This window comes from Hymenobacter sp. R533113, from assembly GCF_056835965.1.
In genome coordinates this window covers 1,170,626-1,194,325 of sequence record NZ_JAKWBD010000001.1, presented here as the reverse complement: position 1 = coordinate 1,194,325, position 23,700 = coordinate 1,170,626, and the positions used below count along the sequence as shown (strand labels likewise).

18 protein-coding genes and 7 pseudogenes are annotated in these 23,700 nt (G+C 64.3%); 1 reads left to right on the top strand and 24 read right to left on the bottom strand.

Features of this window, described 5'->3' with window-relative positions; genetic code table 11:
* Positions 1-20 precede the first annotated feature (20 nt).
* The 7 genes and pseudogenes from MKZ35_RS05600 to MKZ35_RS05570 all read right to left on the bottom strand — a co-directional run.
* Positions 21-173, bottom strand: a complete 153-nt coding sequence (locus tag MKZ35_RS05600) for a hypothetical protein (RefSeq protein WP_482512203.1) — start codon at positions 171-173, stop codon at positions 21-23.
* On the bottom strand, positions 112-630 hold the full coding sequence (locus tag MKZ35_RS05595; protein ID WP_482512202.1) for an FMN-dependent NADH-azoreductase: 519 nt from the start codon (positions 628-630) through the stop codon (positions 112-114). Before MKZ35_RS05595 ends, MKZ35_RS05600 begins: the two co-directional genes overlap by 62 nt.
* Positions 631-680: 50 nt before the next feature.
* A pseudogene (locus MKZ35_RS05590) lies at positions 681-833 on the bottom strand (NAD(P)H-dependent oxidoreductase); the annotation flags it as partial.
* A 60-nt stretch (positions 834-893) separates the two neighbouring features.
* On the bottom strand, positions 894-3,284 hold the full coding sequence (locus MKZ35_RS05585; protein ID WP_482512278.1) for an ABC transporter permease: 2,391 nt from the start codon (positions 3,282-3,284) through the stop codon (positions 894-896).
* A complete protein-coding gene (locus tag MKZ35_RS05580) occupies positions 3,281-3,955 on the bottom strand; it encodes an ABC transporter ATP-binding protein (protein WP_482512277.1) in 675 nt (224 codons plus the stop codon). Before MKZ35_RS05580 ends, MKZ35_RS05585 begins: the two co-directional genes overlap by 4 nt.
* 51 nt (positions 3,956-4,006) lie before the next feature.
* Complete coding sequence (locus MKZ35_RS05575) at positions 4,007-4,270, bottom strand: DUF1731 domain-containing protein (RefSeq protein ID WP_482512276.1); 264 nt, start codon at positions 4,268-4,270, stop codon at positions 4,007-4,009.
* 166 nt (positions 4,271-4,436) lie between these two features.
* Positions 4,437-4,685, bottom strand: a pseudogene (locus MKZ35_RS05570) (TIGR01777 family oxidoreductase); the annotation flags it as partial.
* A gap of 102 nt (positions 4,686-4,787) precedes the next feature.
* Here MKZ35_RS05570 and MKZ35_RS05565 point away from each other — a divergent pair.
* On the top strand, positions 4,788-5,423 hold the full coding sequence (locus MKZ35_RS05565) for a hypothetical protein (RefSeq protein ID WP_482512282.1): 636 nt from the start codon (positions 4,788-4,790) through the stop codon (positions 5,421-5,423).
* A gap of 106 nt (positions 5,424-5,529) precedes the next feature.
* Here MKZ35_RS05565 and MKZ35_RS05560 read toward each other — a convergent pair whose 3' ends face one another.
* From MKZ35_RS05560 to MKZ35_RS05480, 17 genes and pseudogenes are all read right to left on the bottom strand, one after another.
* Complete coding sequence (locus MKZ35_RS05560) at positions 5,530-6,714, bottom strand: efflux RND transporter periplasmic adaptor subunit (protein ID WP_482512201.1); 1,185 nt, start codon at positions 6,712-6,714, stop codon at positions 5,530-5,532.
* A 38-nt stretch (positions 6,715-6,752) separates the two neighbouring features.
* A pseudogene (locus tag MKZ35_RS05555) lies at positions 6,753-11,193 on the bottom strand (CusA/CzcA family heavy metal efflux RND transporter).
* Between the two features lie 246 nt (positions 11,194-11,439).
* The gene (locus MKZ35_RS05550; RefSeq protein ID WP_482512200.1) at positions 11,440-11,718 is read right to left on the bottom strand and encodes a hypothetical protein; all 279 of its coding nucleotides are present in this window, start codon (positions 11,716-11,718) and stop codon (positions 11,440-11,442) included.
* A 100-nt stretch (positions 11,719-11,818) separates the two neighbouring features.
* Positions 11,819-12,457, bottom strand: coding sequence for a hypothetical protein (locus tag MKZ35_RS05545; RefSeq protein WP_482512199.1), 639 nt, complete (start codon positions 12,455-12,457; stop codon positions 11,819-11,821).
* Between the two features lie 12 nt (positions 12,458-12,469).
* Positions 12,470-12,999: pseudogene (locus tag MKZ35_RS05540) on the bottom strand (HupE/UreJ family protein).
* Positions 13,000-13,259: 260 nt separating this feature from the next.
* A complete protein-coding gene (locus MKZ35_RS05535; protein ID WP_482512197.1) occupies positions 13,260-13,478 on the bottom strand; it encodes a hypothetical protein in 219 nt (72 codons plus the stop codon).
* 289 nt (positions 13,479-13,767) lie between these two features.
* Positions 13,768-13,929, bottom strand: a pseudogene (locus tag MKZ35_RS05530) (efflux RND transporter permease subunit); the annotation flags it as partial.
* Between the two features lie 99 nt (positions 13,930-14,028).
* Positions 14,029-14,424, bottom strand: coding sequence for a hypothetical protein (locus MKZ35_RS05525; protein WP_482512196.1), 396 nt, complete (start codon positions 14,422-14,424; stop codon positions 14,029-14,031).
* Positions 14,425-14,699: 275 nt separating this feature from the next.
* A pseudogene (locus tag MKZ35_RS05520) lies at positions 14,700-15,390 on the bottom strand (efflux RND transporter permease subunit); the annotation flags it as partial.
* A gap of 131 nt (positions 15,391-15,521) precedes the next feature.
* Positions 15,522-15,794, bottom strand: coding sequence for a hypothetical protein (locus MKZ35_RS05515; RefSeq protein WP_482512195.1), 273 nt, complete (start codon positions 15,792-15,794; stop codon positions 15,522-15,524).
* Between the two features lie 63 nt (positions 15,795-15,857).
* Entirely contained in the window at positions 15,858-17,525 is a 1,668-nt protein-coding gene (locus MKZ35_RS05510; RefSeq protein ID WP_482512194.1) for an efflux RND transporter periplasmic adaptor subunit, read from the bottom strand.
* On the bottom strand, positions 17,518-18,969 hold the full coding sequence (locus MKZ35_RS05505; protein ID WP_482512193.1) for a heavy metal-binding domain-containing protein: 1,452 nt from the start codon (positions 18,967-18,969) through the stop codon (positions 17,518-17,520). Before MKZ35_RS05505 ends, MKZ35_RS05510 begins: the two co-directional genes overlap by 8 nt.
* Positions 18,947-19,495 carry a TolC family protein gene (locus MKZ35_RS05500; protein WP_482512191.1) on the bottom strand — a complete coding sequence of 183 codons (549 nt, stop codon included), beginning with the start codon at positions 19,493-19,495 and terminating at the stop codon, positions 18,947-18,949. The genes MKZ35_RS05505 and MKZ35_RS05500 overlap by 23 nt, the downstream gene beginning before the upstream one ends.
* Positions 19,435-20,250, bottom strand: a complete 816-nt coding sequence (locus MKZ35_RS05495) for a TolC family protein (RefSeq protein ID WP_482512190.1) — start codon at positions 20,248-20,250, stop codon at positions 19,435-19,437. Before MKZ35_RS05495 ends, MKZ35_RS05500 begins: the two co-directional genes overlap by 61 nt.
* Before the next feature lie 37 nt (positions 20,251-20,287).
* Positions 20,288-22,178: pseudogene (locus tag MKZ35_RS05490) on the bottom strand (efflux RND transporter permease subunit).
* Positions 22,171-23,538 (bottom strand): efflux RND transporter permease subunit, encoded by a 1,368-nt coding sequence (locus tag MKZ35_RS05485; protein ID WP_482512189.1) that lies wholly within the window; start codon positions 23,536-23,538, stop codon positions 22,171-22,173. The pseudogene MKZ35_RS05490 and the gene MKZ35_RS05485 overlap by 8 nt, the downstream one beginning before the upstream one ends.
* On the bottom strand, positions 23,531-23,695 hold the full coding sequence (locus MKZ35_RS05480) for a hypothetical protein (protein WP_482512188.1): 165 nt from the start codon (positions 23,693-23,695) through the stop codon (positions 23,531-23,533). Before MKZ35_RS05480 ends, MKZ35_RS05485 begins: the two co-directional genes overlap by 8 nt.
* Between the last annotated feature and the right edge of the window lie 5 nt (positions 23,696-23,700).

The following is a 23,700-nucleotide window of genomic DNA, read 5'->3' as shown; positions in this document are numbered from 1 at the left end:
AGGGCCCCCGAAGCAGGCATTTAGTCGAAGGCAATGGACATCGGCCCGCCTTCGATGCTGATTTTTAAATCATTGCGGGGCAAGGCCACCACGTGCGTGGCTTGGGCTTCGTTATAAATGCCCTTCTTGCCCAAAGCGGCATCGATGGCCGCGAGGTCGGGCAGGCTCACCATCTGAGCGGCGTAGAGGGTTGCAATGTCTTGCTTGCCAACTTGCCAACTTGCCAACCAGCGCATCCAGCTCTGCCGTGGCCTGCTTGATGGACGACCCCCGCGCATCGAGCCCGGCAAACTGCGTGGGCTGCGCATCCACGTGAATGGGCGAATCAATGCCGATAAAGCCGAATACTACCTTCAGGTAGGGCGTGAGCACGTCCATGCCGGCCATTGGGCTGGCCGCCGTGTGGTCGCCGCCGCGGGAGGTGATGATGACCACCGTTTTGCCGCCCAGCAGGCCCTGGTAGGTCCCGTTGGCTGAGGCGAAGGTGCGGCCGATGCGCACGATGTTGTCGATGTAGGTTTTGAAGACCGCCGGCACCGTGAAGTTGTACATCGGCAGGCCCATGACGATGAGATCGGCAGCCAGCAGCTGGTCGATAAGCTGGTCCGATTCGGCCAGCTTGGCGCCCATGCCGGGGTGCGGTCGGCGGGCAGCGTGTACATGGCCACGCTGAACATCTCGTCCGGGTAGGCCGGCGTATCGCGGGCCAGGTCGAGGTAGGTGACGGCCGCGTCGGGGTGGCGCTGGGTCAGGCCCGCGACGAAGTGGGTGGAAAGTCGGCGCGAGACGGATTGCTCGTGGCGGGCGCTGGTGTCGAGGTGCAGAATGTTCATGAGAGAAGTGGTTGAAGGAACTGAAAAGGGTTAAAGAGATAAGCCAACGGCCACTAACCGCTACTCATAGGCCAGCGCGGCCCGCACCGTGCGCCGCGTGGCCTGGCGCGCCGGGGCCAGTGTGGCCAGCACCGCAAAGCCTACCACCAGCGCCAGCCACAGCAGCCAGGGGCCGGCGCTGAGCGTGAGGGTGAGCGGGGTGCGGAAAGCCATCGTACCAATCATTTGGCAGAGGAAGGCGGCCAGCGGAACGGCCAGGCCCAGGGCCACGACGCCGCTGCCGGCCCCAATCAGCACTCCCTCCGTCACGACCAGCCAGCGCAGCGTGCGGGGCGTCCCGCCCAGCGTGCGCATTACCCCAAACTCGCGGGTGCGCTCCACCACGCTCGTGCTCATGGTGGCCGACAAGCCCAGCAGCCCGACCACGGCCATCAGCGCGGCCATGAACAGCAGGGCGCCCACGAAAATGTAGATGTGGTCGGAGACGGCGGCGCGGAAGTCGGCCGTAGTCCAGCGCCGCTCGATGCCGTAGCCGGCGCGGTTCAAGGCCGTTTCCAGGGCTTCGGGCCGGGCCGCCCCCGCCCCGAGGCGCAGCACGTTGGCCCGGTCGGGAGTCAAGCCCAGGCGGCGCAGGCCGGCAGCCGTGGTGTACACGCTGGCCGGCGTAGCCACCTCGCGCACTAGGCCCACCACCCGGCAGGCCCGCAGTGGCCCGCCGTCGGCCGAGAGCCACACCCGACCACCCACCCGGACGCCGGGGGCCTGCGCCAGCGCGGCCGGGTTCAGCACTACAGCGGCGGTGTCGGCGGGCGTCAGCCAGCGGCCCTCGGCCGGAGCCACGTCGAGCAGGCGCGAGTCGGCCGGCGGCACCACCACGTACAGGCTGCCGTGGCGCTGGTCGGCGTAGGTGCTGGTTTGCACGAACCGCTGGCCGGGCTGCCCGAAGGCCACGGGCCGCAGGTTCCAGGCTTCAGCCACGGCCACGCCCAGCAGCGCCCGCGCCACCCGCAGCAGCGAGTCGATGGCGGCGGGGCGCGTGAGCCACACTTCCTGGTCGTAGCGGCGGCGGGCAAACGAGTCGTCGATGGTGCGGGTCCAGGAGTTGAGCAGGGTCAGCGCGGTCAGGAACATAGCCCCGCCCACCGAAAGCAGGCCCAGGGTCAGGACCAGCCGGCGGCGCTGGCGCAACGCGTTTTGCAGCGACACCAGCAGCGGCCGGCCCACCCCCGGCAGGCGGCCCAGCAGCCGGTCAAGGCTCCCGCGCCGGCCGGCATCGGCAGCCACGCCGAAATCGGCTAGCGCGGCGCGCACGCTCAGCCGGGTGGCCCGCCGTACCGGCCAGGCCAGGGCCAGCGGCACCAGCAGGCCCACGGCCGCCACCGTGAGCGGCACCACGGCCGACACGCCGTAGCTGGCGATGGTGAAGTTGAGCAGGGTGGCGAGGCGGTCGGCCATCACGCGGCCCAGCCACCAGCCCGGTCCCGCGCCCAGCAGCAGCGCCAGGGTGCTCAGCGCGGCCACCAGCGTGAGGTAGAGCCGGGCGAGCTGGCCCGCGGTAGCTCCCAGGGTTTTCATCACCCCCATCTGGCGGGTCTGGCCGGCCAGCAGCCCACCCAGCAGCGTGGCCACCAGCACCCCGCTCAGCAGCATGGCCAGCAGGCTGAAGACGAGCAGCAAGGTCATAATGCCCTGCATGATGGGTTGGTGCGAGTGGGTGCCGGGGGGCGGAATCTGCACCTCGTCCACGGCCACGCCGGCGCGGACCAGGGTGCCGGCCACGGCTTGGGCCACGGCCGTAATGCGGGCCGCGTCATAAGGGTCGGGTGCCACGAGCAGACGTAGTTCGTCGTCGGCCGGCGGCAGGTTCAGGCTAGCCAGGGTGGCGGGCGTGATGAAGCCGTAGCCTGTTTTTTCCATCGGGGCCGGCGGCAGCGACCGGTCGTGGACCGTGCCGCTCACCGCCAGTGCCACCTGCCGGCCGTCGGGCAGCTTGAGCTGCACCGGTCCGCCCGCCCCCGCCCCCAGAAACGCAACGGCCGTGCGCTCCAGTAGCACCGTGCCCGGCGCGGGCGTTTGACTGCCCGTCAGGTGCTGCACGGTGCTGACTTGCGCGTGGGCGAAGTCGGGCACCACGAACAGCAGCATCCCGGCCCAACCGCCACCGGCCGTGCGGGCGCGCACTTCCACCGTCTGGCGCACTTCGGCGGCCCGCACGTCGGGCCGTTGCCGGATTTGGGCCAGCAGCGCCGAGGGCAGCCGGTGGACCCGCACCGTGGCCGAGGCGGGCCGGGTGCCCCGGTAGTTGCTTTGCAGTTCGCGCCGCAGGATGCTGAACGCGGTGAGCACCGTCGTTACGCCGAACACGCTCACGGCAATGGCCAGCACCATTATGGCCAGCCGGCCCCGGTACTGGCGGGCGTCGCGCCGGAGTTTTTGCCAGCGGGTGCTCATCGGGCCGCAGATTGCAGGGTGGAAGTTGCTACCAACTGCCCGTCGGCCAGCTCGATGGCGCGGGTGCGGTAGCGGGTCAGGTCCCGCTCGTGGGTCACCATGACCAGCGTTTTGCCCTCGGCCACCAGCGCCTCGAACAAGCCCAGCACTTGGTCGGCGGTGCGGGTGTCGAGGTTGCCGGTGGGCTCGTCGGCCACTAGCAGGGGCGGGTCGTTGGCCAAGGCGCGGGCCACGGCGGCGCGCTGCTGCTGCCCGCCCGAGAGGGCCGCCGGCAGCTTGTCGGCCTGGTCGGCAATGCCCACCTGCGCCAGCAGCGCCAGGGCGCGGGGCCGCCGCTCGGCGCGGGGGTAGGTGCTGCAAAAGTCCATCGGCAGCATCACGTTTTCGGCCACGGTGAGCGTGGGCAGCAGCTGGAAGAACTGGAACACCACGCCCACGTTTCGGCCGCGCCAAGTGGCCAGCGCGTTTTCGCTCAGCGCCTGCACGGCCACCCCGCCTACCCGCACCTGCCCGGCCGTGGGCCGGTCCAGACCCGCCAGCAGGTTGAGCAGGGTCGATTTGCCACTGCCCGACTTGCCCACGATGGTCACGAACTCGCCCGCCGCAATGGCCAGCGACACGTCGTGCAGGGCGGGCAGCAGGTTGCCCGCGCCCTCGTACTGCTTGCCCACCTGGCGCAATTCGATAAAGAGGAAGTCTCCATAAATAATACCCCGGTGGGCTTAAAACTGACAGATGAAGCCGAACGTGAGCAAAGACCCGCAGCGCGGCGGCCACGTCGGGGTAGTGAAAGGGAAGCCCTGCGCCAGGGCCCGCGTGGGCACCACCCGGTAGCTGCCTAGTAGCAGGCCACTCATCTCGCCCCGGAGCAGGCGCAGCAGCGCGGCTGGCACCCGCAGGCCCGGCCGGCGACCCAACTCCTGGGCCGCCGGCCGCCAGCAACTCGCGGTTCGGGACCGGCGCCGGGGCGGTGACGTTGTACGCACCGACCCAGGCCGGCTCGCGCAGGGCCTGGCTCACCAGCCGGGCCACGTCGTCTACATGTACCCACGAGACATATTGCCGCCCCGACCCAAACCCGCCGCCCAGCCCCAGGCGCAGCACCACCAGCCGCACGCCGGCATTCGCGGCCGGGGCCGCGGCTGCTTCCCATTGCTGACACAGTTGCGCCAGAAAGTCCGTCGTGGGGCCGGGTGGGGCATTTTCTTCGGTGGGGCGGGTACCAGTGTCGCCGTAGTAGCCGTAGGCCGAGGCCGAAAGGAGTGTTTGGACGCCGTGGCCGGGCTTACTTAGCTCCCGCACCAGCAAGGTGGTGGCGTCGAGGCGGCTGCCCAGGATGTCCTGCTTGCGGGCAGCGGTCCAGCGGCCGGCGGTGATGCGTGAGCCGGCCAGGTTTACCACGGCCCCGGCCCAGGGCAGGGCAGCCGGGTCGAGGGTGCCCGCGGCCGGGTTCCAGGTAAATTGGCGGTAGGGGCTGGCCGGGTCCGTGCGCTGCACGTACACGTGCGGAAACCCGTCGATGCTCACGAAGGCCGTGAGGGGCAGCACCAGCACGTTCTGCGCCGGCGTTTTGCCGCCAATGCTGCCCCGGCCCAGCGGCTGGGTGGCAAAGTTGGGCAGCAGCCAGGACTGCTCTTTGAGGTAGGGGATGTCGCCGGCTTGCTCGTTGCGGGGCTGCTGGCGGGCCGCCGCCTCGTCGGCGTACACGACCACGCCCGGAATCGTGAACTGGTCGGTGAATTTCGGGGTAACAATGTCGATTATGAGCTTGCCGGTACCGGCTGGCGTTGGTGGCAGCTGAAACCGGAAAATGCCGGGCGCTTCGGGTTTGGCGGCCGTGGCCGTGACGGTCTGGCCGCCCACTTGCAGGCGCACCGTCACCTGCCCGGCCGTGTAGGGGCGAAACGAGGTGCCCAACGTGGTCAGATGGGCCGTAAAGCGCGTCGGGCGGCCCGCTATCAGCGGCTTAGACTCCGCATACAGCTCCGATTTTGGGGTGTACAGGGTGTGCGAAACCGTGGCCAGCGGCAGGTGGGCGGCGGCTGTGGCCGCCGACTCGGGCCCCCGCAAGGGCGCGGGGTGCGGGTGCGGGTGCTCGTCGGCCTCGGGGGTATACACCTGGGCCCGCGTGGGGAGTGAGAGGCCGGCCAGCAATGCGGCCAGCACCATGGAAATGCGTAGGGAAGTCATACAGCGGTTAGGGAGAACGAAGTGGAAAAAGGGGGCGGGCTCATCGGCCAGACGGTTATTCTTCGCTGGGGTTCTTGAGCTTGCTCAGCAGCGAATAGGCACCCTCGGTGGCGTAGCGAGCGGCCGTGTCAGCGGCGGCCGTACCTGGAATGAAGACTTCGCTGTAGCCATCGGCTGTTTCGCCGCGCCGTACTTCTATCATGCGATAGGCCTGCTTACCGGCGGCGGCAGCCTGCTGCCGGAACACGTACTGCTTGCCCTCATAGTCTACCACGGCTTGGTTAGGCAAGGCGGGCACGCGGCGGGAGGTGGTTTCAATAACGGCCCGCACGAACATGCCCGGCCGCAGGGCCGGGTCGTTTTCGCGGTCGAGGTGGCCGTGCACGCGCACGGTACGCTGGGCCTCATCCACGGTGCGCCCGATGAGGTACACCGTGGCCCCGCGCTCAATGCTGCTGTCGTTGGGAACAGTAAAGCGGATGCGCTGACCTTGCTTCAATTGCCCGGCGTCCTTTTCAAACACCGTCAACTCCACGTGCAGGTGGTCGGGGTCCACCAGCTCAAACAGGGCATCCGTGGGCGTGACGCTCTGGCCTACGGCGACATTGACCGCCTTCACGAAAGCCGCTCTGGGAGCGCGCAGGGCGGCCGTGGTGACGAAGGGCCGGGTGCCCACGGGCAGGCCCGCCAGTCGCAGCCGGGCCACCTGGCCGGCCGCCTGCGCCGCCAGGGCACTGTAACGGGCCTGGGCCTGCTGCTCGTTCTTGGCGGGAGCTACCTCCTCGCGTACCAGCTCGCGCTGGCGGTCTAGGTCGGTTTTGGCGTAGCGGAGCTGGCTTTGCGTTTCCAGGTAATCCTGCTGAAGCTGGATAAACTCAGGGTTGCGGATGACGGCCAGCACCTGGCCCTTGCGCACGAACATGCCCTGAAGCAGGGAGGTGCGCTCCACAATGCCCCCCAGCGGCGCGCTGATGGACATAAGCTTGTCGGGCGGTACGTCGAGCACGCCGTTGACTTTGAGGCCGGCACCCAGTACGCGCTGTGCCAGGGTCGTGGTCTGGATGTTGGCCAGCCGCTGCTCATCGCCCGTGAGCGAAATCAGGTCGGTGGGCGCGGCCGTGCTGTCGGCTTCGGCGGCCGTGGCCGGAGCATCCGCCGGGTCGGCGGGTTCGGTTTTGCTGCCACAGCCGGCGTTTAGCAACAGAGCCAGCACGGCGAGCTTATAAAACGTGGTTTTCATGAAGGGTACGTTCAGACAGAGGAGAAAAAGAGCCGGGCTTACTGGCCGGTGCTTAGCAAATAGTCCAGTTCGATGACGGTCTGGTTGTGTTGCAGCAGCGCGTCGAGGTAATCGGTGCGCAGGCGCAGGGCGCGGTCCAGGTTGAGCAGGTACTCGGTGTAGCCGTTCTCGCCCGCCTTAAAGGCTTTGGTAGCCACGCGGGTGATGACGGCGGCCTGCGGCAGGCCGGTCTGCTCGTAGAATTGCAGGCGCTGCTGCTGCTCGGCGTGCTGGAGCAGCAACTCCTCAACCCGGCCAGCCAGCTCGGCCTGGAAGCGGGAGTAGCCCGTTTGGGCGACCTTTTCCTGCAGGCGAGCAGCCTGCACGCGGGCTTTTTGCGGGCCCTGAATCAGGGGCACGGCCACGGTGGCCTGCACGCCCTGAAACCGGTCGCTGCCGGTGTAGGTTCGCGTGCCGCCATCGACTAACTGGACGCCCTTAATCGACTGATTGAAATAGCCCACGCTCAGCCCCGGCTTGCCCTGGGCCTGCGTGACGCGGGTTTCGGCCTGCGCTACGGCCACCTGCTGGCGCAGCACCTGGGCCAGCAAGCTACGGGCAAAGAGCGTGGTATCGCCGACCATCACGGTAACCTGGGGCACGAGGGGCGCTAAGGTGCTGTCGGCGACTCTCACGGCCGCGGTGCGTTGCAGCAGCGCCTGGAGTTGGCGAACGGCCACCGCGTATTCGGTGCGGGCCAGGGCCAGGCGGGTGCGGGTTTCGCCCTGCTGCACCAGGGCCGTGGCTACTTCGAGCCGGGCCGTTTCGCCGGTGCGGAAGCGCAGCTGGGTGGCCCGCACAAACTCGGTGTAGAGACTGTCCTGAGCGCGCAGGGTGCGCAGGCGGTGGCGGGCGTATACGGCGGCCTCGTATTGCAGGCGCACCTGCCGGCGCACGTCGGCCCGGACCAGGTCCAGCTGCTGCTGCTTGGTCGCCACCTGCGCTTGGGCCAGGGCCGTGAGCGTGCGGTAGTAGCCCGGCCAGGCCAGTGGCTGCGTTATCGTGAACAGGTTATCCTGCTGCCGGGAATTGTACTGCCCGTAGTTGCCCTGAATGGTGGTGCGGCCGAAGTCGCGGGCGGCCCGCACCGCAGCCTGCTGCGCGGCTAGCTGCTGTTGGGCGCCGAGCACCGTGCCGCTTTGCGTCAGGGCGGCCTCCACCGCCTGCGTGGCGTTGAGCGCCCCACTATCGGGCCCGGCAGGCTTTTGGGCCATCACCCGGTCGGGTAGCAGCGACATGCCCACGGCCAACAGGACGATGCTGGCCACTCCGAGCTTCACCGGGGGCTACTCGATTCTGCTTTTTCGCGGCGCGGCGGGCCGTCCAGGTTTCTTCCAGGTAGTAGAGCACCGGCAGCACCAGCAGGGTGAGCAGCGTGGCCGTCAACAGCCCGCCAATCACGACGGTGGCCAGCGGCTTCTGCACCTCGCCCCCGGCCGAGCCGGACAGGGCCATCGGCAGAAAGCCCAACGAAGCCACGGTGGCCGTCATCAGCACGGGGCGCAGGCGCACGTGGGTGCCTTCCAGAATCCGGGCCCGCAGGTCGGTCATCCCTTCCTCCTTGAGCTGGTTGAAATAGCCGATGAGCACGATGCCGTTGAGCACCGCCACGCCGAACAGGGCAATGAAGCCTACGCCCGCCGAGATGCTGAACGGCATGCCGCGCAGCCACAGCGCCAACACCCCGCCAATGGCCGACAAGGGAATGGCGGTGAAAATCATCACCGTTTGCGCGATGGAATTGAACGTGGCGTAGAGCAGCAGAAAGATGAGCAGCAGCGCCACCGGCACGGCAATCAGGAGTCGGTCGCGGGCCGACTGCAGGTTCTCAAACTGCCCGCCGTAGGTCACGTAGTAGCCGGGCGCGAACTTCAGTCGCTTCTCAATACGTTGCTGCACCTGCTGCACCAGGCTTTCCACGTCGCGTCCCCGCACGTTGAAGCCCACGATGATGCGCCGTTTGGCGTCGTCGCGCTGAATCTGGCTGGGCCCGGAAATCAACGATACTTTCGCCACCTGCTCCAGCGGCACCTGCCGGCCGTCGGGGGCGGCAATGAAGAGCTGGCGCAGGTTGCTGATGTCCTGGCGGGCGTCTTCTTTCAGGCGCACCACCAAATCAAAGCGGCGCTCTTTTTCAAACACCTGGCCCGCCACCTGGCCGGCGAAAGCGGCCTGCACCGTGCGGTTCACGTCGTCCACCGACAGCCCGTACTGGGCCAGCCGGTCGCGGTCCACCTGCGCCACAATCTGGCTTTGGCCGGTGGCGCGCTCCACGTACAGGTCCGTTGCGCCGGACAAGCCCTTTACCAGCTCGCCCACCCGCCCGGCGTAGTCGTCGAGCTGCTGCAGGTCCTCCCCGAAAATCTTAATCACCACGTCCTGCTTGGCCCCCGAAATCAGCTCGTTGAAGCGCATCTGAATGGGCTGCTGGAAGCCGAACGTGACGCCGGGAATGCTGCTGAGCTTGGCCGACATCTTCTCCACCAATCCCTCGCGGCTGTCGGCCGAAGTCCACTCTTTTCGGTCCTTGAGCACGATAATCAGGTCGCAGGCCTCCACCGGCATGGGGTCGGTGGGAATGGCCGACGAGCCCACCTTGGCCACCACTTCCTTGACTTCCGGGAAGTGCTTGAGCAGCAGCCCGGCCGCCTGCTGGGCTTTTTCGGCGGTGTAGGTGATGGACGAGCCGGGCAGCACCCGGGTCTCGACGGCGAAGTCACCTTCTTCCAGGGTCGGGATAAACTCGCCGCCCAGTGTGCGGAACAACAACACCGCGCCGACGAAAAGGGCCAGCGCGGCGCCCAGAATCAGGGTTTTGGCCCCCAGCGCCCAGGCCACCACCTGCTGGTAGCGCAGGGCCAGGGCCCCAAGTACCCGGTCGGAAATATTAGGCTTGTGTTCGGTATTCCGGCTCAGGGCCAGGGCCGACATCATCGGCACGTAGGTCAAACTCAAGATAAAGGCCCCCAGAATGGCGAAGGCCACGGTCTGGGCCATCGGCCGGAACATCTTCCCTTCGATGCCGCCCAGCGCCAGCAGCGGCAGGTATACAATCAGGATGATGATTTCGCCGAATGCGGCCGACGAGCGAATCTTGCTCGACGCGTGGTACACTTCGTCGTCCATCTCGGGGCGCGTTAGGTTGGCCGAGCCGGCGGGACGCTTAAGGAAAGCCAGGCGGTGCACGATGGCTTCGACGATAATCACGGCCCCGTCCACAATCAGCCCGAAGTCAATGGCCCCGAGGCTGAGCAGGTTGCCCGACACGTTGAACACCCGCATCAGACTGATGGCGAAGAGCATGGACAGGGGAATGACCGAGGCCACCACCAGCCCGGCGCGCCAGTTGCCCAGAAACAGCACCAACACGAAAATGACAATCAGCGCGCCTTCCGCCAGGTTTTTGGTGACGGTGCCGATGGCCTGGTCCACGAGCTTGGTGCGGTCCAGGAAGGGCTCAATCACCAATCCTTCGGGCAGCGTTTTCTGGATAACGGCCATGCGCTGCTTCACCGCCTTGATGACCTCCGAGGAGTTGGCCCCCTTGAGCATCAGCACCAGCGCGCCCACCACTTCGCCTTCTTGGTTGCGGGTCATCATGCCGTAGCGCACGGCGTGGCCAAAGCGCACCTCGGCCACGTCGCGCACCAGCACGGGTACGCTGCCCGCCGCCGTCGGGGCCTTGACGACGATGCGGCCCACGTCTTCCAGCGAGCCGACCAGGCCTTCGGTGCGGATGAAGTAGGCCGCCGGGTTCTTGTCGATGTAGGCCCCGCCCGTGTTCTGGTTGTTCTGTTCCAGGGCCGTGAACAGCTCTCCGATGGTGACGCCGTAGGAGCGCAGGCGCTCGGGGTCCACGGCCACTTCGTACTGCTTGATGTTGCCCCCGAAGGAGCTTACATCGGCCACGCCGGGCGTGCCCAGCAGCTGCCGGCGCACCAGCCAGTCCTGCAGGGTGCGCAGCTCGGTGGGCGAAAATTTCTTTTCGTAGCCCTTCTTGGGGTGCAACACATACTGGTAAATCTCGCCCAGACCCGTCGTGACCGGGGCCAGCTCAGGCGTGCCGGTGCCGGGCGGAATCTGCCGCTCGGCGTCTTTCAGGCGCTCGGTGACCTGGTTGCGGGCCCAGTACACGTCCGTTTCGTCGGGAAACACGATGGTGACCACCGAGAGGCCGAAGCGCGAAAAGGAGCGTACCTCCTGCACGTCGGGGATGGTGGCAATAGCCTGCTCGATGGGGAAGGTCACGAGCCGCTCCACGTCGGGCGCGCCCAGCGAGGGGGTTTGGGTGATGACCTGCACCTGGTTGTTGGTAATGTCGGGCACGGCATCGATGGGCAGGTGCAGCACCGAGTAGCCGCCCCAGGCCACGAGGGCCAGGGTCAGCAGCCCTATCAGCAGCTTATGGCCGATAGAGAAGCGAATAATGGAATCTAACATGAAGCCACGAAGGGAAAAGCCTAACCACAAGACAGGGCTTTCCGGCCACCCCAAATGGGCGAGACACGGGTGTCAGAACGACACCCAAGCCCACGAATTACCCGGGCGCAGGGCCGGGCAGCTTCGTGAAAAACCGGAAAGGAGGAAGTGGTTAGGCCCGCGGCGGCTGCCAACAGGGTTCGGACACGCCCTGGCGGGCGGGCAGCGGGGCCGGCAGATGCCGCAACGCTTCCGGCAGCCGCAGCGCTACCGGGGGCTGCTCCACAAGGGGGCTGGGAAGAAACAGACGGCCGTGGCCGCGTGCGCGTGGTGTCCGGGCAGGGGCAGGGACTGGTGCTCGGGGCTGTTGTGGTGGTCGCCCACGTAATGGTCGAGGTAGAAGTCCCAGAAGCCGGTGGCCGCGTGGTCCGCGTCGTGGTGCTCCCAGAGCGTGGCCGCGTCCACCAGCCCGTGCGCGTCGGCTCCGGGCAGGAGACCCACCAGGAACAGATTCAGGCTAAGCAAAACGGCGACGAGGTTCCTCATTGGGAGCAAAGATACGGAGGAAAGAGAACAGAGATTTATTTAAGCCAGACTACGTATAGAAAAGGAAAATCCTGTACTTACAGAACTGCACTAAGCAAACCTACTTTAAAAGCTCATATTCGCCCATTAACCTCAGGTTTATGACCATGTCCGTAGGTCCGCTGTTCCGGAAGAACCAGCCGTGCCTACCTTCGAAAGGTGCCAGAAAAGTACCGACCATGTTATTGGAGTAAGCGATAGTATAGCTCTCGAAGTAAACTGCTTTTGTCGGTTTGGCCTCTTTTACCTCGCCATGAAAATCAAAGTAAGCGGTGCCTTTTTCCGTGGCCCATTCATACTTCAATGTTCCGTGCTTCAGCATTTCTACTTTATACTCGATTCCTTTCCCTGCCGGCACAACTACCTGAACGGTATCTTCTCTTACTGCCAGTTGCTTTTCAGGAGCAGGGTTGTCGGCTTCGATGGGTCTTTTTACGTCAGGGCCTGAGCCGGCTTTTTCCAGTTTCAGGAGCGGATGTGATTCCTGGGCCACATTTCCCACCATCGTTTCCTCACTTGCGGTTGCCGCAGGTTGGTACAATTGGCTAAAGCCCAGTATTTTTCCTGCGCCTGTAGGGTCTAAGCCATATTCAGCGGGGAGCACGGCCGTTACCAGAATGATTATTCCTAGTAATAAAGCGGCTACTACAGCTTTGATGATTTTTTTCGTTTCTAGTACAGGATGATTAAGCTCTGTCATGATTCACTGTTTTTAAGATGTAAAGTAGCCGGTTAGTTGGTATCCTAACAAAACAAAACCCGCTGCCATAAGCAACATGTTGGTGAGGGATGAAAAGCGAATAAAGCTGGTATGTCTTCGCCACAAGCTGATGAGTATAAGCACGAAAGCCAACGCAATAAACTGCCCTATCTCTACGCCTATGTTAAAGCCGATTAAATTTGTAAAAAGGCCCTCTCTTCCAAAATTAAAGTCCTGTAACTTACTGGCAAGCCCGAATCCGTGGAACAGCCCGAAAATCAGAACGGCCGCTTTGGTGCTGGGCTGGAACCCGAAGATTCGTTTAAACCCACCCAGATTATCAAAACCCTTGTAGACGATTGATAGAGCTATTATGGCATCTATAAGAAATGCATTGATATGAATATCACCCAAAACCCCAAGCAGTAGTGTTAGGCTGTGGCCTACAGTAAAAAACTGACGTAGAGCAATACTTCTTTAGGACGGTATAGGAAGAATATGACCCCGACTAAAAACAATAAGTGGTCGTAGCCAGTGAGCATGTGTTTGGCCCCGATGTATAGGAATGGAACAAAAGCTACTCCATTATTTCCTACCAGAAAAGCTTTCGTGTCTTCGTCAACCCCATGGGCAAAAACAGCGCTGCCAATAGCGGATAGTAGCAACAGGGAACTAGTTAACAGTACCTTTTTACTATTCATGACTGATTAGTTTTAAGAGCGATAAGCACTTCTGCGGTTTGGGTATAGCCCTTTGACAAGCTATACCCAAATCACAGAGGCTTTCTGTTCAATTCCCTGAATTAGTGCTTGTGGCCATGAGCAGCCTCTTCGGCAGTCATCGTGGTATCGGCAGGGGTCACGATACTGTCAGCACTGATTTCTTCTTGCACCATCGGCGCTGTTGTGTTCATTTCGGGGGATGTAGCGGCCTCTGATGTAGCGGCCTCTTTGTTAGCATCAGATGAACAGCCTGAAAGTACCCCGAAAGCGAAGGTTGTGAGGATGAGTAATTTTTTCATGATGGTTTTGTAAAAAAAGGGTGTAAGAAAATCTGGCTTCCATTTTGGAAACGCGGGTTAAAAACAGTTGACGTTTAGTTGAAGAATGAGAGGCTGTTTTTCCGGAACCCTTCGGCTTCGTAGCTGGCCGGAAAACTGTTTTTGGGCTATGTTCGCGAAAACAGCCTAAAACTGGTCGGCGGGTGCGGCGTTAGCTCTCATCTGAGAGCTAACGCCTAAGAAATTAAGTAGCTCTACCTCTAAACAAGCTAAGCACAAGGCGGTACTGCAGGCCCAGGTGCCCCCAGCGAGGGGGTTTGGAGATGACCTGCACTTGGTTGTTGGTAATGTCGGGCACGACATCGATGGGCAGGTGCGCCACCGAGTAGCCGCCCCAGACCGCGAGGGCCAGGGTCAGCAGCCCTATCAGCAGCTTGTGGCCGATAGAGAAGCGAATGATGGAATCAAGCATGAAAAGTTTGGCTGAATCAACAATGCGCCCGCGCCCCGGCCAGCTTCCCCGCAGCAGAAGGACCAGGGGGAGGCGTTACCCAGAAAAGCGGGGGTTGATTCAGGCCTGGGGAGGCTGCCAGCAGGCACGGGCCATGCCCGGATGGGTGGCCAGCACGGCGGGCAACGGACGGCTAGCGCTGAGCGCGGACCATCCCGGAACCGACAGCGCCCACCGCGCGGCTACCGGCGGCAGGTACACGGCCGGGGCCGCGTAATCGTGAACGTGGTGAAAGGGCAGCGACTGGTGCTCATTGGCCCCATTGTCCCCATCGTGGGCGTGGTTGTCGGCCAGGAAATGGTCGTAGAAGAAGTTCGCCAAGCCGCTGGCCGCGTGGTCCTGGTCGTGGTGCTGCCACAGCGCCGAAGCTTCCGACAGCTCCTGCACGTTGCCGCCCGGCAGGCAGCTTACGGCCAACAGGTGCAGGCTCAGGAATAAAAGCAAAAGGCGTTTCATCGGGGCAAAGATAGGAATGTTCGCTTAGGGAGGAGAGTAAACGGCGGGCGGCGGGCCAGCGTTCGGTAGCGGTGCTATCAGCGCCGAAAGCTAAGGCCGAAAAAATACGTGGTTTCGGTGTCGGCCGTCAGGGGGTAGTTGAGGCCGAAGTCCAGTTGCAGGTTGTCGCTCACGCGCCAGATGGGGCCACTGTTAAGAGTCAGAGCGCGTTCCTTTTCCCGCGTATCCCAACTGCCAGCCAGTTCCACAAAGCCGCCGTCGAGGGTGCGCAGGGCGGCGGCCGTGGCGGCCAGGCCTTCGGTGCGGATAAAGTAGGATTGGGGGTTGACGTCCAGATAGGCTCCGCCCGTGTTCTGGTTGTTGCGCGACACGGCCTGGTACACCTCGTCCACACTCACGCCCAGGGAGCGCAGCCGGGAAGGGTCGAGGGCCACTTCATACTGCTTAAGCAGGCCGCCGAAAGAGCTGACGTCGGCCACGCCGGGCATGCCCAGCAGTTGCCGGCGCACTATCCAGTCCTGCATGGTGCGCAGCTCGCGGGCGTCGTGTTGCTTCTCGTAGCCGGGCGCGGGGCGCAGCACGTACTGATAAATCTCGCCCAGGCCGGTGCTCACCGGGACCAGCGTGGGCCGCCCGACTCCCGACTCCCGCGGGAATCTGGTTCTGTGCCTCCTGCAGGCGCTCGGTAATCTGCTGGCGGCCCCAGTAGATGTCCACGTGGTCCTTGAAGACGATGGTGATCACCGACAGGCCGAAGCGAGAAAAAGAGCGCACTTCCTCAAGGTCGGGGATGGTGGCCACGCTCTGCTCCACCGGAAACGAGACGAGGCGCTCGATGTCGCTGGCGGCCAGCGAGGGCGCCACGGTATACACCACCACCTGGTTGGTGGTGATATCGGGCACCGCGTCAATGGGTAAATGCTTCAGCGAGTAGCTGCCCCAGGCCACTAGAGCCAGGGTCAGCAGCCCGGCGGTTCCGGCTGCGGGAGCGGGAACGGCGGGGACCTAGACCGATTCAGCGACGTGCGCCAAAAGGCCCAGCACATGAGGTGGCGAGCGACCCAGTGAGGGTGGTCAGCAGGAAAAAGAGGGAAGGGTTAGGCCTGCGGCGGCTGCCATACGGCTCCGGCTACCCGCGTGGGAGCGGCCACAATCAACCGGCCGTGCCTTGCCGCATTGGCCCACTCAACCAAGCGGGGGTACTCCGTCGGCCCCGGGTGGACCAGCGAGATGACGACCCCGCCACAGCAGTGGCACAGCGGCGAGCACCAATCGCCTAGCACGTCGCTGCCGCAGTCGCTGTGCGAGCTGGCGACCACTGTGGTTTGCATCTGGTCCTGGCACACCGCTACATCGTCCGTACACGTCATGGTCGACAGGCAGGCGAAGTAAAAGGCGAAAAACAGGAACATCAGGCGCATGGTGCGGCGAAGCTAGCCAAATACAGCACAGGACACGGCTTGTACCGTTTCACCAAAGCAAAGGTTGCCAGCGGTTGGATTACTTTGATGGATTGTACTTGGGCATGGGTCATGGGGGGCAGGGTGATGGTAATACTTAATAAGTGCGAGCAGCCCGTTGACTACATCTTCATGTTGGGATCCATGGCCGGCGCCGGGGGGCGGGGTTGGCTTTTTCTGCATGTCCATGCCCGGCATGTTGGGTTCCATGCCAGCCATGGGGACGGTGCCTTGGTAGAGAGCGTATTCGCTTTCCAGCAGGTAAGCCCCGCTGACCACCACCTGCGCCCCCGCGGCCACGCCTCCGGTGATGGCCACGGTTTCGTCGGTTTCGGCGCCCGTGGTGACTTTGAGGCGACGGAAGCGACCGGCGGCATCCACCTGCTGCCAGACGTAGCTGCCGCGGCTGTCGCGCAGCAACGCGTTTTGGGGCAGGGTCAGCGTTTGGGGCGTCGTACCCCGGCTAGCAGCCAGGCGCACGTTGGCCTGCATGCCGGGCTGTAGGCGCCCGCCGGGATTGGCCAGCTGCACGCGCAGCAGCGTTACCTTGCTGTTGGCTTGCAACTCGGGGCTGAGAAAGACCACCTTGCCAGGGTAGGTATCGGGGAGGCCGGCGACCTGCACCTGCACCGACTGGCCCAGCTGGATGCCGGCCACTTCCCCGGGGTAAAGCTGGGCTTCCACCCACACCGAGGAAAGGTTGGTGAGCGACACAAGCAGCGCGCCCTCGCCTACGTACTGGCCTTCCGTCACGCCCACGGCCTGCACCAGCCCTGCTTGCGGGCTGTAAAAGGTCAGCGAGGAAGTGGGGCGGCCCGTGGCGGCTAGGGTGCGGAGCTGCCCGTCCGTCATGCCGAGCAGGCGCAGCTTCTGGCGGGCGCTGGCCACTAGGCGTCCGTACTGGTTCACGCTCGTACCCACGGCCCGTAGCTGGGCCAGGCTGAGCAGGTATTCGTGCTGCAAGGCCTGCAACTGTTCGCTGTAAATGGATACCAGTGGGGCTCCCGCGCGGATGGACTCGCCCGTCTGGCGCACAAACAGTCGCTCCACGCGCCCAGCCACCCGGCTGCTGACCGTGCGGGTCTGGTTGGCGTTGGTGGTGATGGTGCCCGTGAGCACGGTGCTGCTGCCAGCGCCGCTACTGACGGCGCCGAGGGCGGCCACCCGAATGTTGGCCAGTTGCCGCTGCTGCTCGCTCAGCATCACTTCCGGGGCGGCAGCGGCTTCCCCGGCCGGAGTTGCTGCCGGGGGCGCGGCTTTGGTCGCTTTCACCAGGTCCATGCTGCAAATCGGACATTTGCCGGCCTCTTCGCGGCTGATTTGGGGGTGCATGGGGCAGGTGTAATGCGTAAGCGCCGCCGACGTGGTGGCTGTGGCCGCCGCGGATTTAGCAGGAGCCGCTTGCTTGGTGGCTTTCACCAAATCCATAGTGCAGATAGGACATTTGCCCGGCTCGTCACGCACAATTTGCGGGTGCATGGGGCAGGTGTAGTAAGTGCTGGCGCCGTCGTGGGCGTGAGCTTCCTCGGGCGGGGCTTTCTGGCACGCGCCGACCCCGAAGGCGAGCAGGCCTACCAGCAGGGCCAAGGCCAGCAGGGGGGCTCGGGTCCAGCGGGTGAGCAGGTTATGAGGCTTATTCATCACGGTAATCGGTCTTGGAGGGGTTCGATGTTTGGGGCTGGGTGGGCGTCGTCGTTCGAGCGGTTTGCACAAATCCTTCACTGTCGACCAGAAATTGGGCGTTGGTGGCCACGGCGTCCTGCTCGCTCAGCCCTTGCAGGATTTGTACCCGGTCGGCGCTGCGCCGGCCGGTTTGTACCGGCACGGCCTGGAAGGCGTCGTTGCGGCGCACGAAGGCCACCTCGCGGTTGCCCAAGTCCACCACCGCGGCCCGGGGCAGCCACAGCCCGCCCGCGGCCGGCAGGTTCACGGTGCCGGTGAGCAGAGCGCCGCTGCGCAGCTGGCCATTGGCATTGCTTAAGTGCACCCGCACGGCCCCGGTGCGGGCGCCTTCGCGGAAGAAGGGCTCTATTAGGTCGATGCGGGCGGTTCGGGCGCGGGCCGGGTTATTTTCGGGCAGCAACCGGATGGTTTGGCCCACCTGCAGGGCGGCCAGCTCGTCGGGCCGGGGCTCGAACACGCCCCACACCTGCTTGGTGTTCACCACCCGAAACAGGGTCTGGCCGGCCGTGACGTAAGCGCCTTCGGTCAGGGTGAGCCCGGCTTCGACTGGCATGGTCGAAGTGGCGGCTGGCATACTACTCGCCGCGGGAGCGCCGCCGCCCATAGCGTCGCCGCTGCTGCCCATGCTGCCCCCAGCCGGGGCGGGTGGCGGCGGCAGGGCCGCACCGGGCTGGGCGGGCTGCTCGACCACGTAGCCGGTGTAGGGGCTATAAATGGCCACCTTATACTCGGGTTTGCGGGTGGCGATGGTGCGGTTGATTTGCGCGTCGGTCAGGCCTAGCAGGCGCAGCTTCTGGCGCGCACCCCGCAGCAAGGTTTGGTTTTCGGCGTCGTGGGTGAGAATGAAAATCAGCTCCTGCTGGGCCGTCACCAGCTCGGGGCTGTAGAGCTCCAGCAGCTTCTGGCCCTTGGTTACGGGCTGGTAGTTGTAGCGGAGGAGCAGCTTTTCGATGCGGCCCCCGAAGCGGGCGGCAATGACCTCGGCGCGGCGCGTGTCGTATTCCACCCGGCCGGTCAGCGTCAGCGTGAGGTTGGGCGCGCCGGTGGTGGGGTACACGGTGGCCTGGGTGGAGACCACCGTGGCGTCGGGGGAGCGGAGCAGGTTCTGCAGGCTGGCGCTGGCCGGGGCCTGGGTGCCGCCCGCCTTGAGCTTTTTCACGAGGTTCATGCCGCAGATGGGGCAGTCACCGGCCTGGTCCCGGATGATTTGCGGGTGCATGGGGCAGGTGTAGAGGTCGCCAGCCGTTTCGTGGTTGTGCGCGTCGGCGGCCGGGGCCTCCATCTTGCCGGTGGCGTCTGCCGGCTTTTTGTCCGCTCCGCAGGCGCCCAGCAGCATGGCCAGCGGCAAAGCAGCCAGCACGAGCCGGGCCCGCAGCGGGCTATTGTTCCAGCTCTTTTTCATACGCTATTTGCTGAGTGAGTTGCTGTTGGAGGTTGTCCAGGTATTCCAGCCGGGTCCGCTTGAGGGTGGTCCAGGCTTCGAGCACCTGGAAGAGCTGCCCGGTGTTCTGCTCATAGGCCAGCATGGTGGCTTGGTAGCTGCGGCGCAGGGCCGGCAGTATTTGGCGCTCGAAGGCCCGGGTCTGCTCGCGCCGAAGCGTCAGGTCGGTTTGCAAGCCCGCCAGCCGGCCGCTGGCTTCGTTGAGCACGTCCTCGCGCTGCTTGCGCAGGGCCTGGGCCTCGAAGCCCAACGCCGCCGTGTTGGCCTTGTATTCGCGGGCGGCCCACGGGGCCAGCGGAATGGAAACCATGCCCATCACGGTAAACTGGTTGGGGGTCCGGCCCAGCCCGCGCATGTGGTCGTAGCGAACCCCGAAGTCGGGCCGGCGGCGGCTCGCTTCCAGGTTCTGGCTCAGGCGCACGGTGGTCAGGGCCCGGTCCAGGCTGCGGATGTCGCTGCGCCGGCCGGCCAGTGCGGCCGTATCCAACGGCGCCAGGGCGGGGGTGGGGAAGTGAGCACGGCGGTGTCCACGGCAAAGGCTGCGCTGCGCGGCCGGTTCATGAGCGTGTTGAGCGCAATCAGGTTTTGCGTGGCGCGGGCCGCGGCCTGCCGGTGGTCGTTGAGGTGCATTTCCAGCCGGGCCTTAGCGTCGTAGATGTTGGGCAGCGTGGCCAGGTTGTAGGGGTAGCGCGCCTCGGCCAGCTTGATGAGGAAGCGCAGCAGTTCCTCGTTCTCGTCCAGCACGGCCAGCTTTTTGGTGAGCACGGCCTGCTCCACATACAGGGTTTTGGCTTGCGCCCGCAGCTGCACCACGGTGTTTTGCTGGTCAGCCTGCACCACGGCCGCCTGGCTGCTGAGGTACTCCCGGCGGGCACGCTGCTTGGCCGGGTTGGGCAGCATCTGCTCCACGGACACCATCTGCATGCCTTCGCCCTGCCCGTTGTTCAGCTCCTTGATGGGCCGCTGGTTGTAGGGCGTCATCCAGTACCCGGCGCTGACTTTGGGCGCTTCCCAGCTGTTGTAGCCGGCCACCGCCGCTTCCTTGGCCCGCGCCTGGTAGGTGTACCGCTGCACGGCCGGGTTGCGGCGCTCTATAATTTGCAGGACCGAATCGAGCGGCAGCACGGGGCCGTCGGGGGGCGCCATGTGCATTTCCTTGCTCATCGTCTGGCCGTGGGCGGTCGGCCCGCCGGCAACGAGCAAAAGCAGGGAGGAGAGGGAGATACTAAGCCAGTTTTTCATGAAGCAAAAGGGAGGGAGCCAAGGCCCCGTCCGGGGATTAGTGGGAGACTTCAAGGACATCTATTTTTCCGAATTTGCGCAGCTCATATTCCTTAGTGTACAGGAAGATGAGCGGCGTGACGAGCAAAATATGGGTGGCCGAGGTGAACACCCCGCCTATCATGGGCAGCACGATGGGCAGCATCACGTCGGAGCCCGTGCCGGTGGCCCAGAGCACCGGCACCAGGCCGAACAACGACACCGAAACGGTCATCAGCTTGGGCCGCAGGCGCTTGGCCGCGCCGTGAAACACGGCTTCCTGCAGGTCTTCCTTCGTGATGGTTTCCCGAGAGTTGCCCTTCAGCGCCACCAGCTTCTGCATGGCGTCATTCAAATAAATGACCATGATGACGCCCGTTTCCACGGCCAGCCCGAACAGGGCAATGAAGCCCACGGCCACCGCCACCGACAGGTTCACGCCGTAGAAATACACCATGTAGGCCCCGCCAATCAGGGCGAAGGGAATGGTGATGAGGCTCATAAACGCCTCGCGCACGGAGTGAAACGCGAAGTACAGCGCGCCGAAAATCACCACCAGCACCAGCGGCAGAATCAGCTTGAGCGTGCGTTGCGAGCTAATCAGGTTTTCGTACTGCCCGCTCCACTCCAGATAGTAGCCCTGGGGCAGCTTGCTTTCCACGCTTTGCAGCTTTTGCATGGCGGCGTCCACGGTGCTGCCCAGGTCGCGGCCCCGCACGTTGAAGAGCACCGCGCCGCGCAACTGGGCGTTTTCCGAGCTTATCATGGGCGGGCCTTCGGCGTAGCGGATGGTGGTCACGGCCGACAGCGGCACCGGCCCGTAGTTGGCCGTCTGGATGGGAATGCGCTTGATATCGGCCAAGCTGTTGCGGTAGTCCTGGGCCAGGCGCACGTTGATGGCAAAGCGCCGCCGGCCCTCCACGGTGCTGGCGATGGGGGCCCCGCCGATGGCCGACTCCACCACCTCATTCACCTGATCCACGGTGAGGCCGTAGCGGGCCAGCTCGGGGCGATTCATGTCGATTTCCAGGTACTTGCCGCCCGTCACGGGCTCCACGTACAGGTCTTCCACGCCAGGCACGCCCTTGAGGGCGGCGTTCACCTGGTTGGCCACGTCGTTGATGGTGTTCAGGTTCTGGCCGTACACCTTCACGCCCACGTCGGTGCGGATGCCGGTGCTCAGCATGTTGATGCGGTTGATGATGGGCTGGGTCCAGCCATTCACCACGCCCGGAATCTGGAGTTTGCCATTCATCTCCTCAATCAGCCTGGCCTTGGTCATGCCCGCGCGCCACTGCTCGCGGGGCTTGAGCAGAATGATGGTTTCAATCATGTTGATGGGCGAGTTGTCGGTGGCCGAGCTGGCCCGGCCGGCCTTGCCGAGCACGCTCAGCACCTCCGGCACCTGCTTGATAATCTTGTCCTGCACCTGCAGGATGCGCTTCATCTCCGTGTTCGATACGTCGGGCTGGGCCATGGGCATGAACAGGATGGAGCCCTCGTTGAGCGGCGGCATGAACTCGGTGCCCAGGCTCAGCACCAGCGGAATGCTGACGAGCAAAGCCAGCACGTTGATGGCAATGGTGGTTTTGCGCCAGCGCATCACCCAGTGCAGCATGGGGGAGTACACGCGCTCCAGGAAGCGGTTGAGCGGGTTCTGGTCCTCGGTTTTAAACTTGCCCTTTAAAAAAGGAAATCAGCACCGGGGCCAGCGTCACGGCCAGAATGGCGTCTATAATCAGAATAAAGCTCTTGGTCCAGGCCAGCGGGTGGAAGAGCTTGCCCTCCTGCCCGGTGAGCAGAAACACCGGTAAAAAGGAAGTCACGATGATGATGGTCGAGAAGAAGATTCCCCGCGACACCTGCTTGCTGGAGGACTCGATGATGTCGAGCCGCTTTTGGTTATCCATGGGAAACGGGGGTTGAGGTGGAAGGAGCAGGCGCGGATGCGGTGGGCAGGGCGCTAGGCGGCGAGGGGCCGGCGTTCGGCGGGCCGTCCGCATTCTCCCCGGCCTGGTACTCGGCCAGGTTGCGGTAGGCGTTTTCGGTCATCACGATGCCGTTGTCAACGATGACGCCGATGGCCAGGGCAATGCCGGTGAGCGACATAATGTTGGAAGAGATATCAAAGGCGTTGAGCAGGATGAAGCTCGTGGCGATGGTAATGGGAATCTGAATCAGGATGCTCAGCGCGCTGCGCCAGTGAAAGAGGAACAGCAGCACGACCAGCGACACCACCACCATTTCCTCAATGAGCGTGTGCTTGATGGAATCCACTGAATCCTGAATCAGCCCGCTGCGGTCGTACACCAGCTGAAACGAGACGCCCGGCGGCAGCCCGGCGCGGATTTGCTCCATCTTGGCCTTCACCCGGGTTATCATGGCGTCGGCGTTTTCACCGTAGCGCATCACCACGATGCCGCCCACGGCCTCGCCCTCGCCGTTGAGGTCCATGATGCCGAGGCGGCTTTCGCCCGTCATCTGCACCGTGGCCACATCCTTGATGCGCACCGGCGTGGTGCCCTGGGTGATGACCGGCACGTTTTCGAGCGTGGCTATGTCCTGGATGTAGCCCGTCGTTTTGATGATGTAGCCCACGCCCGACTGCTCGAACTTGCGCCCGCCGGCCTCGTTGTTGTTGCTGCGCACGGCGGCCAGCACCTGCGGCAGCGTGATGCCGTAGTAGGTCATCTTGGTGGGGTCCACCGTCACCTGGTACTGCTTCTGGAAGCCGCCGAAGCTGGCCACCTCGCTCACGCCCGGCACGTTTTGCAGGCCGAACTTCACGTACCAGTCCTGCAGGGCCCGCTGCTCGCCCAAATCCAGGCCGGGGGCCTTAAGCGTGTACCAGAGCACGTGGCCCACGCCCGTACCGTCGGGGCCCAGGGTAGGCGTGACGCCGGTGGGCAGCAGGCGCTGGGCGTAATTAAGACGCTCCAGCACCCGCTCGCGGGCCCAGTAGATGTCGGCGTCGTCCTCGAAAATCAGGAACACGAAGCTCATGCCGAACATGGACGTGCCGCGCACGGACTTCACCTTGGGCAGGCCCTGCATGTTGGTCACCAGCGGATAGGTGACCTGGTCTTCCATGATTTGGGGGCTCCGGCCCATCCACTCGGTGAAGACGATAACCTGGTTTTCGGACAGGTCGGGGATGGCGTCGATTTTGCTCTCGCGCACCGAGAAGGCGCCCCAGGCAAACAACCCGGCGGCCAGCAGCAGCACGAGGTAGCGGTTCCGCAGGGAAAGGGAAATGAGTCGCTCAATCATAGCTGATTAGCAGCAAGAAGTTGGAAAGCGTCCGGGCGCCGGAAACCCCGAGCGGGGACATCGGCGGCCCGGTTGGCTTGTCGCAGGTGCGCGCCGCTGGAAGCAGCAGCACGCACCAAAGCCCCCCGGCCGACTGGCCGGGGGAGACGAGCATCATCCCAG

Excerpts from the sequence above, each read along its gene's own strand:
- MKZ35_RS05485 (WP_482512189.1), bottom strand. The coding sequence starts at position 23,538 with ATGATTGAGCGACTCATTTCCCTTTCCCTGCGGAACCGCTACCTCGTG.
- MKZ35_RS05585 (WP_482512278.1), bottom strand. The coding sequence starts at position 3,284 with ATGAGCACCCGCTGGCAAAAACTCCGGCGCGACGCCCGCCAGTACCGG.
- MKZ35_RS05510 (WP_482512194.1), bottom strand. The coding sequence starts at position 17,525 with ATGAATAAGCCTCATAACCTGCTCACCCGCTGGACCCGAGCCCCCCTG.
- MKZ35_RS05535 (WP_482512197.1), bottom strand. The coding sequence starts at position 13,478 with ATGAAAAAATTACTCATCCTCACAACCTTCGCTTTCGGGGTACTTTCA.
- MKZ35_RS05595 (WP_482512202.1), bottom strand. The coding sequence starts at position 630 with ATGGGCGCCAAGCTGGCCGAATCGGACCAGCTTATCGACCAGCTGCTG.
- MKZ35_RS05600 (WP_482512203.1), bottom strand. The coding sequence starts at position 173 with ATGGTGAGCCTGCCCGACCTCGCGGCCATCGATGCCGCTTTGGGCAAG.
- MKZ35_RS05560 (WP_482512201.1), bottom strand. The coding sequence starts at position 6,714 with ATGAAAACCACGTTTTATAAGCTCGCCGTGCTGGCTCTGTTGCTAAAC.
- MKZ35_RS05505 (WP_482512193.1), bottom strand. The coding sequence starts at position 18,969 with ATGAAAAAGAGCTGGAACAATAGCCCGCTGCGGGCCCGGCTCGTGCTG.
- MKZ35_RS05515 (WP_482512195.1), bottom strand. The coding sequence starts at position 15,794 with ATGACGTGTACGGACGATGTAGCGGTGTGCCAGGACCAGATGCAAACC.
- MKZ35_RS05525 (WP_482512196.1), bottom strand. The coding sequence starts at position 14,424 with ATGAAACGCCTTTTGCTTTTATTCCTGAGCCTGCACCTGTTGGCCGTA.
- MKZ35_RS05495 (WP_482512190.1), bottom strand. The coding sequence starts at position 20,250 with ATGAAAAACTGGCTTAGTATCTCCCTCTCCTCCCTGCTTTTGCTCGTT.
- MKZ35_RS05545 (WP_482512199.1), bottom strand. The coding sequence starts at position 12,457 with ATGACAGAGCTTAATCATCCTGTACTAGAAACGAAAAAAATCATCAAA.
- MKZ35_RS05480 (WP_482512188.1), bottom strand. The coding sequence starts at position 23,695 with ATGATGCTCGTCTCCCCCGGCCAGTCGGCCGGGGGGCTTTGGTGCGTG.
- MKZ35_RS05550 (WP_482512200.1), bottom strand. The coding sequence starts at position 11,718 with ATGAGGAACCTCGTCGCCGTTTTGCTTAGCCTGAATCTGTTCCTGGTG.